Here is a 14,507-nt window from a genome sequence, read left to right as displayed (position 1 = left end):
GCGCAGGAGCGCGTGAACGGCGCCTTGCCTCGGTAGTGGATGATGGACTGGTGAGTCAAGACCCCCCCGCAGAGAACGACACCGAAGGCCGCGTGCGGAACGACAGCGCCACATCGGGTGCCGGCAGCAGCAGCGACACCCCTGTCCGGAACGAGGGCGACACCCCGGAGGCGGCCACGACCGAGGCGCCGCGGCGTCTGCGGATGCGGCTGCTGGCCGTCGTGGCGACGGTGATACTGGGTGCGGATCTGCTGACGAAGCTGCTCGCGGTGGCCTTCATCGAACCCGGCAAGCCCGTATGGCTGCTCGGCGATGTCGTGTCGCTGCGGATGGTGCGTAACCCGGGCGCCGCCTTCTCGATGGCCACCGGAATGACTTGGTTGCTCACCCTCGTGGCAGTCGGTGTCGTCATCGGCGTCATCAAGATCGGGCGCACGCTGCGTTCGCCGTGGTGGGCGCTCGGGCTGGGACTGGTGCTCGGTGGAGCCCTCGGCAACCTCGTCGACCGTTTCTTCCGTTCGCCCGGAGTGATGCAGGGTCATGTCGTGGACTTCGTGTCGGTCGGGTGGTGGCCGGTGTTCAACGTCGCGGACTCTGCAATCGTGTGCGGTGCCGTGCTGCTCGTCGTACTCACCCTGTTCGGTTTCGAACCCGACGGCACACGTAAGGGAGTGAAGAAGTGAGGGAAACACGGTCGATGCCGGTGCCGGACGGGCTGGACGCGATGCGCGTCGACGCCGGCATCGCGCGACTTCTCGGACTGTCGCGTACCGCGGTGGCGCAGCTCACCGAAGAAGGGTCGGTTCTGATCGACGGTGCGCCCGCCGGGAAGTCGGATCGGTTGTCCGCCGGAACCTGGCTCGAGGTGGAACTGCCGGAGCCTCCGCGCCCACTGGCCATCGAGGCAGAACCCGTGGAGGGCATGGAGATCCTCTATGCGGACGACGACGTCGTCGCCGTCGACAAGCCGGTCGGTGTCGCCGCGCACGCGAGCGTGGGCTGGACCGGACCGACCGTGATCGGCGGTCTCGCCGCTGCGGGCTTCCGGATCTCGACGTCCGGCGCGCACGAGCGGCAGGGCATCGTCCACCGGCTCGACGTGGGCACCTCCGGTGTGATGGTGGTCGCGACCTCGGAGCGGGCTTACACGGTGCTCAAGCGCGCGTTCAAGCAGCGCACCATAGACAAGCGGTACCACGCGCTGGTGCAGGGCCACCCCGATCCGAGCAGCGGGACCATCGACGCACCTATCGGACGTCACCGCAGCAACGACTGGAAGTTCACGGTCACCGCGGACGGCAAGCCCAGCATCACGCACTACGACACCGTGGAGGCGTTCCAGGCTGCAAGCCTGCTCGACGTCCACCTGGAGACGGGCCGCACCCACCAGATCCGCGTCCACTTCGCCGCGCTGCGGCACCCGTGCTGCGGTGATCTCACCTACGGGGCCGATCCGCGTCTCGCGGAACGTCTTGGGCTCGAACGCCAGTGGCTGCACGCGCGTTCGCTCGGGTTCGCGCACCCCGCGGACGGGAGATGGGTCGAGATCACCTCCAAGTACCCGAAGGATCTCGAGCACGCCCTCGAGGTTCTCCGGTCGAGCTGAGGTGGTTCGCCGCACCCCCCCGAGTGCAGTGCGAGAAGTCGCTGTCGCCGCGATACTCGTGGCAGTGGTGGTGATTCTCGGTGCTCTCCATCCGGTTCGGCGCGCCCCCGTGGCGACGGACGCGCTGGGTCCGGCGAACGGCGAGGTCGTCGCCGACTATCTCGCCCGCGCCGCGGGCGGGCTGATCGGCGGCACGGACGCCACCGATACCGATCCGCGGTGGGCGCTGGTGTCGTTCACCGATCCGGTCACGATCGACGCGGTCGCCGCGTTACCCGGCGGACCCCGGGTCTCGCAGGTGCTGCTGCGGGTACCCCTCGACCGGGTCCAGACCCCACTCGTCGCGGTGGCCGTCCCCGACAATCAGGAGGCGCTGCGGCGGGCGCCCGCGGTGGCGGCCGGACGGCTTCAGGCCACCGCACCGGGTGGCGACCGGGCGGCCCGCATCGCGTCGGTGTCCGCGGACCGCCTGCTCGCCGGTTGTGCCTGTGTCGTCGGTGTCGTGGTCCGGGCGGTGCCCGATCAGCTGAGGGAGATCGCGGCCGGCCCCCTGGTGCGGGCCGTCGAAGCGTTGCCTCGCGATGCGACCGCCGGTCGGGTCTCGGTCACTCCACTGCTGCCCGAGCACGTCGACGTGGTGGCTCCCGGCCCGGACGACGGTGAACCCTGATCCGACGTGCGACACTCCCGTTCCGGCGCGAAAGTCGGCCGGATCGCGAGTACGGTGACGCGATGCGAGTCGTGGGGTACTCACTTGTGGCGTTGCTCACGGCCGCGGGTCTGTTGTGGCCGCTGTTCGCAATCCTCGGAGAAGACGGAGGGGCGGGCGTCGACGATCCCGTCGTCATCTCGCGGTACGTCGCCGATTACACGGTCGACGCCGAGGGTTCACTCACGGCAGTGGAGACCGTCACGGCCGAGTTCCCGACCGGCCGGCACGGCATCTTCAGGTTCTGGGACGTCACCACCGGAGCCGATCCGCATGTGCGGCACATTCCCGAAATCACCGAGATCACGCGGGACGGAGCGCCGGAACCGTACGAGACGAGCTGGCAGCAGCCCGGGCGGCGGTTCTTCGTGGCGAAGGTCGGCGATGCCGACCGGTACGTCGATGCCGGCACCCAGGTGTACCGCATCGAGTACACGATCGACGGCGTGCTCGACCCGCCCGGCGCGAGCACCGCGACATTCGACACCGTTGCCGGAACGGCGGGTCCGGAAGGCTCGGTGTTCCACTGGAGTGTGGTCGCCGCCGGCTGGCAGATGCCGATCGAGCGCGCCGACGTGACCGTGCACCTGCCCGTCCCGTCGGGTCTGGTGGAGTGCTCTGCGCAGGTCACCGCATGCGAGGTCGGCGGGGCCGGGACCGAGACCGTCACTTTCGGCGCCACCGGGTTGGGGCCGCGTACTCCGATCAACGTGCGCATCGGCCTGGATCTCGACGCACCCGCCCGAGACACCGTGCCGTGGACGGTGGCGTGGGATCCGATTCTGGGCCGCACTCCGGCTCCGGTGGCCCTGGTGGCGGTGCTGAGCCTGCTCGCGCTCGCGGCCGGGGCCCGCTGGGCGTGGTCGGCCCGCGAGCCCACCCCCGGACTACCCGTGCTGTACGCCCCGCCGGACGGGCTCGGCCCGGTGCAGGCGGTGTACGTCACCGACGAGAAAGTGGGGTCGGCAGCGCTCACGGCCAGTCTGCTCTACGCCGCCGAAGAGGGTCTGGTCACTCTCGAGCGGAACGGCGAGGACAGTTGGTGGGTGCGCGGATCCGCGGACGCGCAGCGGTGGCAGCAGGTGGACGAGGTGACCCGCGCGGTCGGGGACCGGCTGGAGCTCACCGGCTCCGGTGGCACCTTCCATGCCGACGGATCGGTGGGCGCGGGGGAGAAGTTGTCGAAGGCCGAGGGTGCGCTGACGTCGGCGTGTAAACGCTGGGCACGCGACACCGGGTACGTCACGGTGGCGCCGCGCGAGTGGGTCGGCAAGGTCGCTGTGGTGGCGGCAGCGGTGATCGCGGTCGGCGGGTTCGTGGTCACCGGGTTCGTGGTGCCGCTGTGGCCGACCATGTGGGGCCTGCCCGCGGCGGCGTTCGTCCTCGGCGGCTGGGAACTGCTGCGGCCCGAGGCCGGCGCTCGGCGCACCGGGCCCGGTCGTGAACTGTGGTCCCGCGCGGGAGGCTTTCGTCGCATGCTGGCCACGCCGTCGAGCGAGGACCGGTACCGGTTCTCCGCGGAGAAAGACCTGTACGCCCGCTTCATTCCGTATGCGGTCGCGTTCGGGGTAGCCGACGAGTGGGCGGCGAAGTACCGCACCGCGACCGGCACCGAGCCGCCTTGGCCCGCCTGGTATCCGTATCCCGTCGGCGCGTCCGGCTTCGCATCGATGTCCGAGGGATTCGACAGCTTCGAATCGGCGTTGTCGTCTTCGATCGGGGCCTACAGCGCCTCGCAGTCCTCGTCGTCCGGCGGCGGGGGCGGAGGAGGAGGAGGCGGCGGCGGTGGTTCGTGGTGAGACGGACGTACATCGAACCGAGGAATGGAGAATGATCCGATGGTGACTGCACTCGTGATAGTCGTGGTGGTGATCGTGGCGCTCGTGGCGGCTCTCGGTGTGTTGTTCGTGGTCGGGTTCAACCGGCTCCGGCGCGGTGACGTGCTCGCGCAGGAGGCGCTGGGTGGCATCGACGTGCAGTTGAGCCGCCGCGCCGATCTGGTGCCGAACCTGGTCGCGACGGTGAAGGGGTATGCGGGGCATGAGAAGTCGGTGCTCGAGGAGGTGACCGCGGCGCGCACGGCGGTGAAGAACGCCACTGCCGGCGGCACCGTCGGGCAAAAGGCTCAGGCCGACGCGCGTCTCGAGAAGGCGGTGTTCGACGTGCTCGCGGTGGCCGAGAACTATCCGGATCTGAAGGCGTCCGCGAACTTCCTGGACCTGCAACGGCAACTGGGACAGACCGAGGACCAGCTGGCGTTCGCACGCCAGTACTACAACGACGCCGCCGGTCGGCTCAACACCTCGCTCGCAACGATGCCGTGGATGTTCTTCGCCGGCCCGGCCGGGGTGAGCCGGCGCGACTTCTACGAGGCTCCGCCCGGTGCGGAGCTGCCCCCCGCCGTCGCCTTCTGATCCGGGCTGCCGGCGACCCGCCGGCCGCTTCTGCGAGGCCGGACCCTACCGTTGACCGGTGACCGGCCCCGCCTCCCGCAGCACCCTTTCCTACCGCCGCGCGTCCCGCGGCCCCGCGTCCCGCAATACCGTCGGCGCTGCGTGCGGGGTGGGGGCGTACGTCCTGTGGGGCGCGTTTCCGGCGTTCTTCGGTCTGCTCGGTCCGGCGGGCCCGGTGGAGATCCTGGCCCACCGTGTCGTCTGGACCTTGGCCCTGATGTTCGTGGTGCTTGCGGTATCCGGACGTCTGCGCAGCCTGCGGGGGCTGGCGGCTCGGACCTGGATGCTCGTTGCCGCGGCCTCGACGGCGATCGCCGTGAATTGGGGCATGTACATCTACGGCGTCGTCTCCGGCCGGGTCGTCGAGACCGCACTCGGATACTTCATCAACCCGCTCGTGAGCGTCGTGCTGGGCGTCGTTCTCTTCCGGGAGCGCCTGGTCCGGGCGCAGATCGTGGCACTGGCGCTCGCCGCCGCCGCGGTGGTCGTGATCACCGTCGACTACGGGCATCCGCCGTTTATCGCTCTGACCCTCGCCGCGTCCTTCGCGCTGTACGGACTGTGCAAGAAGGTGGTGCCGCTCGATCCGCGGACGAGTCTCACGGCGGAGGGGATCGTGGCTGCACCGTTCGCGCTCGGGTACCTGGTGTTTCTGGCGCTCACCGGAGCGGGCACCTTCCTGGAGCACGGTGTCGATCACAAGCTCCTGCTCATGGCCGCGGGGCCGGTGACCGCACTGCCGCTGTTGCTTTTCGGGGCCGCCGCGCAGCGTGTGCCGCTGCGCACCCTCGGCATGTTGCAGTACCTCACACCCGCGCTGCAGATGGCGTGGGGTGTCGCCGTGCTGCACGAGGACATGCCCGCATCCCGGTGGATCGGTTTCTCGCTGATCTGGGTTGCTCTCGCCATCTTCACCGGCGATGCGCTGGCGCGGGTTCGGCGGGAGCGGCGGAACATCCCGACGTCACAGCAGCACGTTTCGTAACTCTCGTCACGACTTCTCCGACACCCCCGTCGAGCGGACGGAGCTGTCGGTCCCAGGGCCTACACTCGTGAGGCTCCCAGACCTTCAGAGAGGCGCACGTGGCTGACTCGTTCGTACATCTGCACAATCACACCGAGTACTCGATGCTCGACGGTGCGGCCAAGGTTGCCGCGATGTTCGAAGAGGCCGAGAGACTGGGTATGCCGGCGGTGGGAATGACCGACCACGGCAACATGTACGGCGCCAGTGAGTTCTACAACGTCGCCAAGAAGCAGGGCATCAAGCCGATCATCGGCATCGAGGCGTACATCGCACCGGAGTCCCGGTTCAACACCAAGCGTGTGCTGTGGGGCGACCGCAGTCAGAAGTCGGACGACGTGTCCGGTAGCGGTGCGTACACGCACATGACGATGGTGGCGGAGAACGCCACCGGCCTGCGGAACCTGTTCAAGTTGTCTTCGCTCGCGTCCATCGAGGGCCAGCTGGGCAAGTGGGCGCGTATGGACGAGGAACTCATCGCCGCGCATCACGAGGGCATCATCGCCACCACCGGTTGCCCGTCCGGCGAGATCCAGACGCGGCTGCGGCTCGGTCACGACCGCGAGGCGCTCGAAGCGGCCGCCAAGTGGCAGGAGATCTGGGGTCGGGACAACTTCTTCCTCGAGCTGATGGACCACGGACTGTCGATCGAACGGCGAGTGCGTGAGGGCCTGCTCGAGATCAGCAAGAAGCTGGGCATCCCGCCGCTGGTCACCAACGACTGCCACTACGTCACCAAGGACGCCGCAGAGAACCACGAAGCGCTCTTGTGCATCCAGACCGGAAAGACGCTGTCCGACCCCACTCGCTTCAAGTTCGACGGTGACGGCTACTACCTCAAGTCGGCGCAGGAGATGCGCGCGCTGTGGGACGACCAGGTGCCCGGGGCGTGTGACAACACTCTGCTGATCGCCGAGCGTGTGCAGGCCTACGACGACGTGTGGGCGCACCACGACCGGATGCCGATCTTCCCGGTCCCGGAAGGCGAGACACAGGGCACGTGGCTGCGTAAGGAAGTTCTGAGTGGCCTCGACCGCCGTTTCCCGGGTGGGCCGCCGCAGGAGTACCTCGACCGCGCCGACTACGAGATCGGCGTCATTCTCGAAATGGGTTTCCCCGCATACTTTCTCGTGGTCGGTGACCTCATCAACCATGCACGCGAGGTCGGCATCCGCGTCGGGCCCGGCCGTGGTTCTGCGGCCGGCTCGCTCGTCGCGTACGCGATGGGTATCACCAATATCGATCCCATTCCGCACGGTCTGCTGTTCGAGCGGTTCCTCAACCCCGAACGCGTGTCCATGCCCGATATCGATATCGACTTCGACGATCGCCGGCGCGGTGAGATGGTCCGCTACGCCACCGACAAGTGGGGCAGCGACCGTGTCGCCCAGGTCATCACGTTCGGCACGATCAAGACGAAAGCGGCCATCAAGGACTCCGCCCGCGTCCAGTTCGGTCAACCGGGCTTCGCCATCGCCGATCAGATCACCAAGGCGCTGCCGCCGCCCATCATGGCCAAGGACATCTCCGTGTCCGGCATCACGGACCCCAACCACGAGCGATACAAGGAAGCGGTGGAGGTTCGCGCCCTCATCGACTCCAACCCGGACGTCGCGAAGATCTACCAGACGGCCAAGGGACTCGAGGGTCTGATCCGTAACGCCGGTGTGCACGCGTGCGCGGTCATCATGTCGTCCGAACCGCTGATGGACGCCATCCCGGTGTGGAAGCGCGCCCAGGACGGCGCCATCATCACGGGATGGGACTACCCGTCGTGTGAGGCCATCGGCCTGTTGAAGATGGACTTCCTCGGGCTGCGCAACCTCACCGTCATCGGTGACGCCATCGACAACATCAAGGCCAACCGGGGAATCGACCTCGACCTCGACACCTTGCCGCTCGACGACCCCGCCACTTACGAGCTGCTCTCCCGCGGAGACACTCTCGGCGTGTTCCAGCTCGACGGCAGCGCCATGCGCGACCTGCTGCGCCGCATGCAGCCCACCGGATTCGGGGACATCGTCGCGGTGCTCGCGCTGTATCGTCCCGGTCCGATGGGCATGAACGCGCACAACGACTACGCCGATCGAAAAAACGGCCGGCAAGAGGTCAAGCCGATTCACCCGGAACTCGAGGAGCCCCTGAAGGAGATCCTGGCCGATACCTACGGCCTGATCGTCTACCAGGAGCAGATCATGCAGATCGCGCAGAAGGTGGCCGGATACTCGCTCGGTCAGGCAGACATTCTGCGTCGAGCCATGGGTAAGAAGAAGCTCTCCGTCCTGGAGGAGGCGTACGCCGGGTTCCGTGAGGGCATGCTGGCCAACAACTTCTCCGAGCCTGCCATCAAGGCGCTCTGGGACACGATCCTTCCGTTCGCCGGATACGCATTCAACAAGTCGCACGCCGCCGGCTATGGTCTGGTGTCGTTCTGGACCGGCTACCTCAAGGCCAACTATCCCGCCGAGTACATGGCCGGGCTGCTCACGTCGGTCGGTGATGACAAGGACAAGGCCGCGATCTATCTCGCCGACTGCCGGAGGATGGGCATCACTGTCCTTCCGCCGGACGTCAACGAGTCGGAGGTCAACTTCGCGTCCGTCGGTGAGGACATCCGGTTCGGCATGGGTGCGGTGCGCAACGTCGGTGCCAACGTGGTGGCGTCGATCATCAAGGCGCGCAAGGAAAAGTCGAAGTTCACCGACTTCTCCGACTATCTGAACAAGATCGACGCGGCGGCCTGCTCGAAGAAGGTGACCGAATCGCTCATCAAGGCCGGTGGCTTCGATTCACTCGGCCATCCGCGCAAGGGGCTCATGTTGGTCCACGCCGACGCGATCGATGCGGTGATGGGCACCAAGAAGGCCGAGGCGATCGGGCAGTTCGATCTGTTCGGTGGTGCCGACGCGGACGACGCGATCTCGTCGGTGTTCAACGTGAAGATTCCCGACGAAGAGTGGGAATCGAAGCATCGGCTCGCGTTGGAGCGGGAGATGCTGGGCCTCTACGTGTCCGGGCATCCGCTCAACGGTGTCGAGCATGTGCTCTCCGCCCAGGCGGATACCGCGATCCCCACCATTCTGGAGGGCGACATCAAGGACGGTGCCCAGGTCACCGTCGGCGGCATCCTCGCGTCGGTGAACCGGCGCATCAACAAGAACGGTCTCACCTGGGCGTCGGCTCAGCTCGAGGATCTGTCCGGTGGGATCGAGGTGCTGTTCTTCCCGCAGGCCTACTCGGTATACGGAATGGACGTCACGGAAGACTCCGTCGTACTCGTCAAGGCTCGCGTCTCGATCCGCGACGACCGGATCTCGCTCATCGCCAACGATCTTGCCGTACCAGATCTTTCCGCGGTCGGAGTGGCGAAGCCTCTCGCGGTGAGCCTGCCGGCACGGTTGTGCACGCCGGACAAGGTGGGAGCGCTCAGGCAGGTGCTGACGCGGCACCCCGGAACATCGGACGTGCACCTGCGGCTGATCAGTGGTGAGCGGATCACCATGCTCAAGGTCGACGACAGTCTGCGGGTGGAGCCGTCGTCGGCGTTGATGGGTGACCTCAAGGCGCTGCTGGGTCCGGGATGCCTTGCCGTGTAGTTGCCTCGCCGTGCGGCCGCATCGCCGGCTGATCGGGAGCGAGTTACGAACGGGGGGAGTACAGCTTGCCCACCCACCACACGAGTACCGCGACGGCGGCGGCGGTGAGTACCGCCACCTGCATGGTGTGGGACAGAACGAGGGCCAGGGCGAAGAACGCCAGCGCGAGGCCCAGCGCGTCGAGCTTGTAGCGCGGCCAATCGGTGCCTGCGATATCCACCGTGCGCACGCGATCAACGTCGGGTGTGGTCACTGCGGGTCACCTCGCTCGGATCATGGAGGTCCGGTCGTTCCTCGTGGGATCAGGGTACTCGCAACTCCGAGTTCGGGCCAACGAACAAATCGATGTGGGGCATGGACGTGCTCGATCGGTAGCGAGTCCTCGCCGCGCGGGGTTGACTGGACCACATGCCACTCACAGGTGAATACGAACCGAGTCCGTCTCAATGGGCCGCCGACCAGGCCGAGTTGATCGAGTCGTCGGGTGGTGAAAAGGGAACAACTCTGATGGGGAAGCCGGTTGTCCTGCTCACCACTCGCGGCGCCAAGTCCGGCAGATTGCGCAAGACGCCGTTGATGCGGGTCGAATACGAGGGCAAGTACGCGATCGTGGCCTCGCTCGGGGGCGCACCCCGGAATCCGGTCTGGTACCACAACGTCAAGGCCGATCCACACGTGGAGTTGCGCGACGGCACCGTCACGCAGGACATGGTGGCCCGGGAGGTCACCGGTGACGAGAAGGCCGTGTGGTGGGAGCGGTCGGTCGCCGCGTTCCCCGACTACGCCGACTACCAGAAGAAGACCGACCGCCAGATCCCGGTCTTCGTCCTCGAACCCGCCTGAAGGCTCAGATTCCCAGCGCCCGGGATCGACGTGGATCTCTTCCGGCAGTCGAAGTCCGAGGTCGGCAACGGGCAGAGGCCGTCGCGGTTCGGCCCGCGCGGCTGAACCCGGCTGGTTGCGCGTGGTCCGGGAGTGGGACCATATTCGGGTGTCCCCTACGCCCGATACCGCAGCCCCGAAGTCCACCTCGCCTCTCGCCGCGAGCGAGATCGACGCTGCCATCGAGCGAATTGCGCACATCATCGCCGCCACACCACTGCAATGGAGCGAGCGGCTGTCGGCCCTCACCGGTGCCAACGTGTATCTCAAGCGCGAGGACCTGCAGGTGGTCCGTTCCTACAAACTGCGCGGCGCCTACAACCTCATGGCCCAGCTCTCGGACGCGGAGCGTCGTGCCGGAGTGGTCACCGCCAGCGCGGGCAACCACGCGCAGGGCGTGGCGTTCGCCTGTCGCACGATGCAGATCACCGGACGGATCTACGTCCCGACGAACACTCCCAAGCAGAAGCGTGACCGGATTCGTGCCCACGGCGGCGAATTCGTCGAATTGATCCTCACGGGAGATTCGTTCGATGCGGCTGCCGCGGCTGCGGCCGAGGATGTGCGGCGCACCGGTGCGACCATGGTCCCGCCCTTCGACGACGTCCGCACTGCTGCCGGCCAGGGCACCATCGCAGCAGAGGTGCTCGCGCAACTCGGCACGGCACCGGACACGGTGGTGGTTCCGGTCGGCGGTGGTGGCTGCCTCGCCGGTATCGCCGCCTACCTCCGCGCGCACGCGCCACGGGCGGCGATCGTGGGGGTCGAGCCCTCCGGGGCTGCCTCGATGACGGCTGCACTGGTGGCCGGTGGTCCGGTGACACTCACGGAGGTCGATCCGTTTGTCGACGGCGCTTCCGTCAAACGAGTCGGTGACCTTCCCTACGATGTGGTGTCTGCTCTCGGCGCCGAGGTGGTGTCGCACTCGCCGAGCCGGGCGAATGGGCCGGCGACCGTTCGCTTGGATGCCGAGAGCTTCGTCATGACGAATGTCGACGAGGGTGCCATCTGCACAACGATGCTCGAGCTCTATCAGAACGAAGGCATCATCGCCGAGCCTGCGGGCGCGCTGTCCGTCACGGCCCTCGGTGGCATCGCCTTCGACCCGGGTTCCACGGTCGTCTGCCTGATCTCCGGCGGCAACAACGACGTCTCCCGCTACGGCGAGATCCTCGAGCGCTCGCTGGTCCATCTGGGCCTCAAGCACTACTTCCTGGTCGATTTCCCTCAGGAGCCGGGTGCGCTGCGCCGGTTCCTGGACGAGGTCCTCGGGCAGGAGGACGACATCACGCTGTTCGAATACGTCAAGCGCAACAACCGGGAAACCGGCGCCGCGCTGGTGGGTATCGAACTCGGCAAGGCCGAGGCGCTGGGCGACCTGCTCGAGCGGATGGAACATTCGCAAATGCAGGTGGAGCGGCTGGAGCCGGGTAGTCCCGCGTATCGCTACCTGACCTGAGCTGCAACCGACGCGGTACCGGCCTCTGGGAATCGGTGCAGACCGCGTTCGTCGACGGCATGCATACGGCGGCGGGGGTGACCGCCCGCATCCCCGGTCCTCAGACGGCGCGGTCGAGTAGCACGAAGGAATGACCGGGTACGACGGTCGCCGACGCCGTCTCGTCCTGGGTCGCCGGGTCCCACCAGAGCACCGGGGTGCCGCCGACGGGGACGGTCACGGGTTGCGGTCCGAGATTGCACGCCAACCGTAGAGCGCCACGACGCAGCACGATCCAGCGCTCGTCCTCGTCATAGTCCACCGACAAGCTCGGCAGCCACGGATCGGTGAGTTCGGCGCGTTCACGACGCAGACGCACCAGGGTGCGGTAGCAGTCGAGAAGGCGTGCATGGGGTTGCTCGGCGAGCTCGTCCCACGCCAGTTTGGAGCGTTCGAACGTCTCCGGGTCCTGCGGATCGGGGATCTCGTCCGTGTCCCACCCGTGCGCGCCGAACTCGGCCTTGCGGCCCTCCGCGGTAGCACGGGCCAGTTCGGGTTCGGGATGCGAGGTGAAGAACTGGAACGGTGTACTCGCTCCCCATTCCTCGCCCATGAAGAGCATCGGGGTGAAGGGTGAGCAGAGAATGAGGGCGGCTTTCACCGCCAGCTGTCCGGAGTCGAGATAGCTGCCCGGACGGTCGCCGGTCGCGCGGTTGCCGATCTGGTCATGAGTACACGTGTACGTCACCAGGGCACTGGCGGGAGTCCGGCGCGTGTCCAGCGGACGACCGTGCAGGCGGCCACGGAACGTCGAATAGGTCCCGGCATGGAACCAGCCCTGCCGCAACGTGTCCGCCAGGCAGGACAGCGAACCGAAATCGCCGTAATAACCCTGCCGCTCGCCCGACACCGCGGCGTGGACGGCGTGATGAACATCGTCGTCCCACTGGGCGTCGAGGCCGTAGCCGCCACCCGAGCGGGAGGTGATCAGCCGGGGATCGTTGAGATCGCTCTCGGCGATGAGGGTCAGCGGACGTCGCAGATGGGCCGAGAGCCTGCGTGTCTCGATGGTCAGTTCCTCGAGGATGTGTACCGCGGTGTGGTCCATGAGCGCATGCACGGCATCGAGTCGCAATGCGTCGATGTGGAAATCCCGGAACCAGCGGAGTGCGTTGTCGATGATGTATCGGCGGACCTCACCGCTCGAGGGGCCATCCAGGTTGATGCTTCGTCCCCATGCGTTGGAGCCCTCGGTGAGGTAGGGCCCGAAGCGTTCGAGGTAGTTCCCCGAGGGGCCGAGATGGTTGTAGACGACGTCGAGAGCAACCGCGAGACCGCGGGCGTGGCAGGCGTCGACGAGTCGCTGTAGGCCGTCCGGCCCGCCGTACGCCTCGTGCACCGTATACCACAGGACGCCGTCGTAACCCCAGTTGTGAATTCCGTTGAACCCGTTCACGGGCATCAGCTCCACGAAGTCGATACCGAGAGCCACGAGATGGTCGAGTCGGCCGATAGCGGCGTCGAACGTTCCCTCCGGAGTGAACGTACCGACATGCAGCTCGTAGATGACGGATCCGGCGAGCTGCCGGCCGGTCCACCGCGAGTCGGTCCAGCCGCTCTCGGCGAGGGTGTGCAGCTGGGAGGGTGCGTGAACGCCGTCGGGCTGCCGTGGGGAGCAGGGGTCGGGCAGCAGCGTAGCGTCGTCGTCGACGAGAAAGGCGTACCGGGAGCCGGGTGCCGCGTCGACTGTTGCTCGCCACCACCCTCCGGGAGACGGGTTCATGTCGTGGCGGATGCCGTCGACCTCTACGCGAACGGATGTCGGGATCGGAGCCCATACCTCGAAGGTGTGCACACGCCCAGCATGCCTGCCCGCTTCGCGGCCCGCAGCGTCAGTCGCCGGATTCTCCGGAAGCCCCTCCTCCGGAATTGTCGGCCTCCTCGATGATCTCGGCGCCGAGGACGGACAACCGGTACTCCTCCGCATCCTGCACGGTGCCGAAGTCGTGTTCCTCGAGAAGGTTGCGGTCCTTGTCCAGGTATCGGTAGGTAGCCATCTCCCCACAGTGACACCGGGCGACGGCCGGTGTCGAACTTTGCGCGGACCGATGACAACTATGTTGCCGTGAAACCGCGTCTGCTCTTTCGTCGCGGATTCCGAAGTAGCAAGCTGGAAGGAGGGACTCGAGACTCGTGAGGAGGAAGTCATGCATGTAGCGGTCGGAGACCGATTGCACGTTCAGGGCAGGGTTGTCGGGGAACATGCGCAGACTGCCGAAGTGATCGAAGTGCATGGGGAGAACGGAGAGCCGCCGTACCTTGTGCGCTACGACGACGGCCATGAGGTTCTCGTGTTCCCCGGCTCCGATGCCTGGGTGGAACACCCGAAGAAATGACGTCTCGGCTGGTAGGGCGCATGCAGGTTCGGATGCACCCTCGATGCATCCACTGCGCCTAGTATGTAACGGTGCCGGAACCCGCCAAGAGGTCGTACCGTTCGCCGCTGCGGGAGGACTCGGCGCGTCGCACCCGTGTTCTCGTGCGCGACGCCGCGGCCCGGTTGTTCACCGAACGGGGCTACGTCAGCACCACTGTGCGGGACATCGCCGACGTCGCCGGAGTTGCTGTCCGTACCGTGTTCAGCGCCTTTCCCGGTGGGAAGGCGGAACTCTTCCACGAGGTGCTGGCGGTGACGATCGAAAGCCATCCTGCGGTCGCCGCGGACGCGGACAGGATCGGCGCAGAACGAGGCGGCGATCCTGGCGAACGCCTCCTCGACGAAGTGGTCGGGTTCAGCTG

General features: G+C 66.9%; 14 protein-coding genes. 11 read left to right on the top strand and 3 right to left on the bottom strand.

The window, feature by feature from the left end:
* Positions 1-35: 35 nt before the first annotated feature.
* The 7 genes from lspA to dnaE all read left to right on the top strand — a co-directional run bounded on the left by lspA (position 36) and on the right by dnaE (position 9,388).
* Entirely contained in the window at positions 36-683 is a 648-nt protein-coding gene (gene lspA / locus WAW17_RS19020) for a signal peptidase II (RefSeq protein ID WP_422334489.1), read from the top strand.
* Positions 680-1,606, top strand: a complete 927-nt coding sequence (locus WAW17_RS19015; protein ID WP_422334488.1) for an RluA family pseudouridine synthase — start codon at positions 680-682, stop codon at positions 1,604-1,606. The genes lspA and WAW17_RS19015 overlap by 4 nt, the downstream gene beginning before the upstream one ends.
* A 28-nt stretch (positions 1,607-1,634) precedes the next feature.
* The gene (locus WAW17_RS19010; protein ID WP_422334487.1) at positions 1,635-2,276 is read left to right on the top strand and encodes a hypothetical protein; all 642 of its coding nucleotides are present in this window, start codon (positions 1,635-1,637) and stop codon (positions 2,274-2,276) included.
* Between the two features lie 62 nt (positions 2,277-2,338).
* The gene (locus WAW17_RS19005; RefSeq protein WP_422334486.1) at positions 2,339-4,114 is read left to right on the top strand and encodes a DUF2207 domain-containing protein; all 1,776 of its coding nucleotides are present in this window, start codon (positions 2,339-2,341) and stop codon (positions 4,112-4,114) included.
* 39 nt (positions 4,115-4,153) lie between these two features.
* On the top strand, positions 4,154-4,729 hold the full coding sequence (locus WAW17_RS19000) for a LemA family protein (protein ID WP_422334485.1): 576 nt from the start codon (positions 4,154-4,156) through the stop codon (positions 4,727-4,729).
* A 58-nt stretch (positions 4,730-4,787) separates the two neighbouring features.
* Entirely contained in the window at positions 4,788-5,753 is a 966-nt protein-coding gene (gene rarD, locus WAW17_RS18995; RefSeq protein ID WP_422334484.1) for an EamA family transporter RarD, read from the top strand.
* 98 nt (positions 5,754-5,851) lie between these two features.
* Positions 5,852-9,388 carry a DNA polymerase III subunit alpha gene (dnaE, locus tag WAW17_RS18990; protein WP_422334483.1) on the top strand — a complete coding sequence of 1,179 codons (3,537 nt, stop codon included), beginning with the start codon at positions 5,852-5,854 and terminating at the stop codon, positions 9,386-9,388.
* A gap of 43 nt (positions 9,389-9,431) precedes the next feature.
* Here dnaE and WAW17_RS18985 read toward each other — a convergent pair whose 3' ends face one another.
* Entirely contained in the window at positions 9,432-9,641 is a 210-nt protein-coding gene (locus tag WAW17_RS18985) for a hypothetical protein (RefSeq protein WP_422334482.1), read from the bottom strand.
* Positions 9,642-9,796: 155 nt separating this feature from the next.
* On the opposite strand from WAW17_RS18985, the gene WAW17_RS18980 reads away from it, so the two are divergent.
* On the top strand, positions 9,797-10,231 hold the full coding sequence (locus tag WAW17_RS18980; protein WP_422334481.1) for a nitroreductase family deazaflavin-dependent oxidoreductase: 435 nt from the start codon (positions 9,797-9,799) through the stop codon (positions 10,229-10,231).
* Between the two features lie 148 nt (positions 10,232-10,379).
* Positions 10,380-11,729, top strand: coding sequence for a threonine ammonia-lyase IlvA (gene ilvA / locus WAW17_RS18975; RefSeq protein WP_422334480.1), 1,350 nt, complete (start codon positions 10,380-10,382; stop codon positions 11,727-11,729).
* A gap of 100 nt (positions 11,730-11,829) precedes the next feature.
* Here ilvA and treZ read toward each other — a convergent pair whose 3' ends face one another.
* Positions 11,830-13,563: a malto-oligosyltrehalose trehalohydrolase gene (treZ, locus tag WAW17_RS18970; RefSeq protein WP_422334479.1), complete on the bottom strand. Its 1,734-nt coding sequence runs from the start codon at positions 13,561-13,563 to the stop codon at positions 11,830-11,832.
* 37 nt (positions 13,564-13,600) lie between these two features.
* On the bottom strand, positions 13,601-13,765 hold the full coding sequence (locus WAW17_RS18965; RefSeq protein WP_422334478.1) for a hypothetical protein: 165 nt from the start codon (positions 13,763-13,765) through the stop codon (positions 13,601-13,603).
* 150 nt (positions 13,766-13,915) lie between these two features.
* Between WAW17_RS18965 and WAW17_RS18960 the strand changes: the two genes are divergently transcribed.
* Together WAW17_RS18960 and WAW17_RS18955 are read left to right on the top strand one after the other, a co-directional pair.
* Positions 13,916-14,104, top strand: a complete 189-nt coding sequence (locus WAW17_RS18960) for a DUF1918 domain-containing protein (RefSeq protein WP_422334477.1) — start codon at positions 13,916-13,918, stop codon at positions 14,102-14,104.
* A 71-nt stretch (positions 14,105-14,175) separates the two neighbouring features.
* A partial coding sequence (locus WAW17_RS18955) for a helix-turn-helix domain-containing protein (protein ID WP_422334476.1) occupies positions 14,176-14,507 on the top strand: 332 nt, incomplete at its 3' end.

Origin of the sequence: Rhodococcus sp. (in: high G+C Gram-positive bacteria) (assembly GCF_049286785.1) — a bacterium.
Lineage (GTDB): Bacteria > Actinomycetota > Actinomycetes > Mycobacteriales > Mycobacteriaceae > Rhodococcus_F.
Note: the sequence above shows the minus strand (reverse complement) of the source record. Positions and strands in the feature narration are given on the sequence as shown.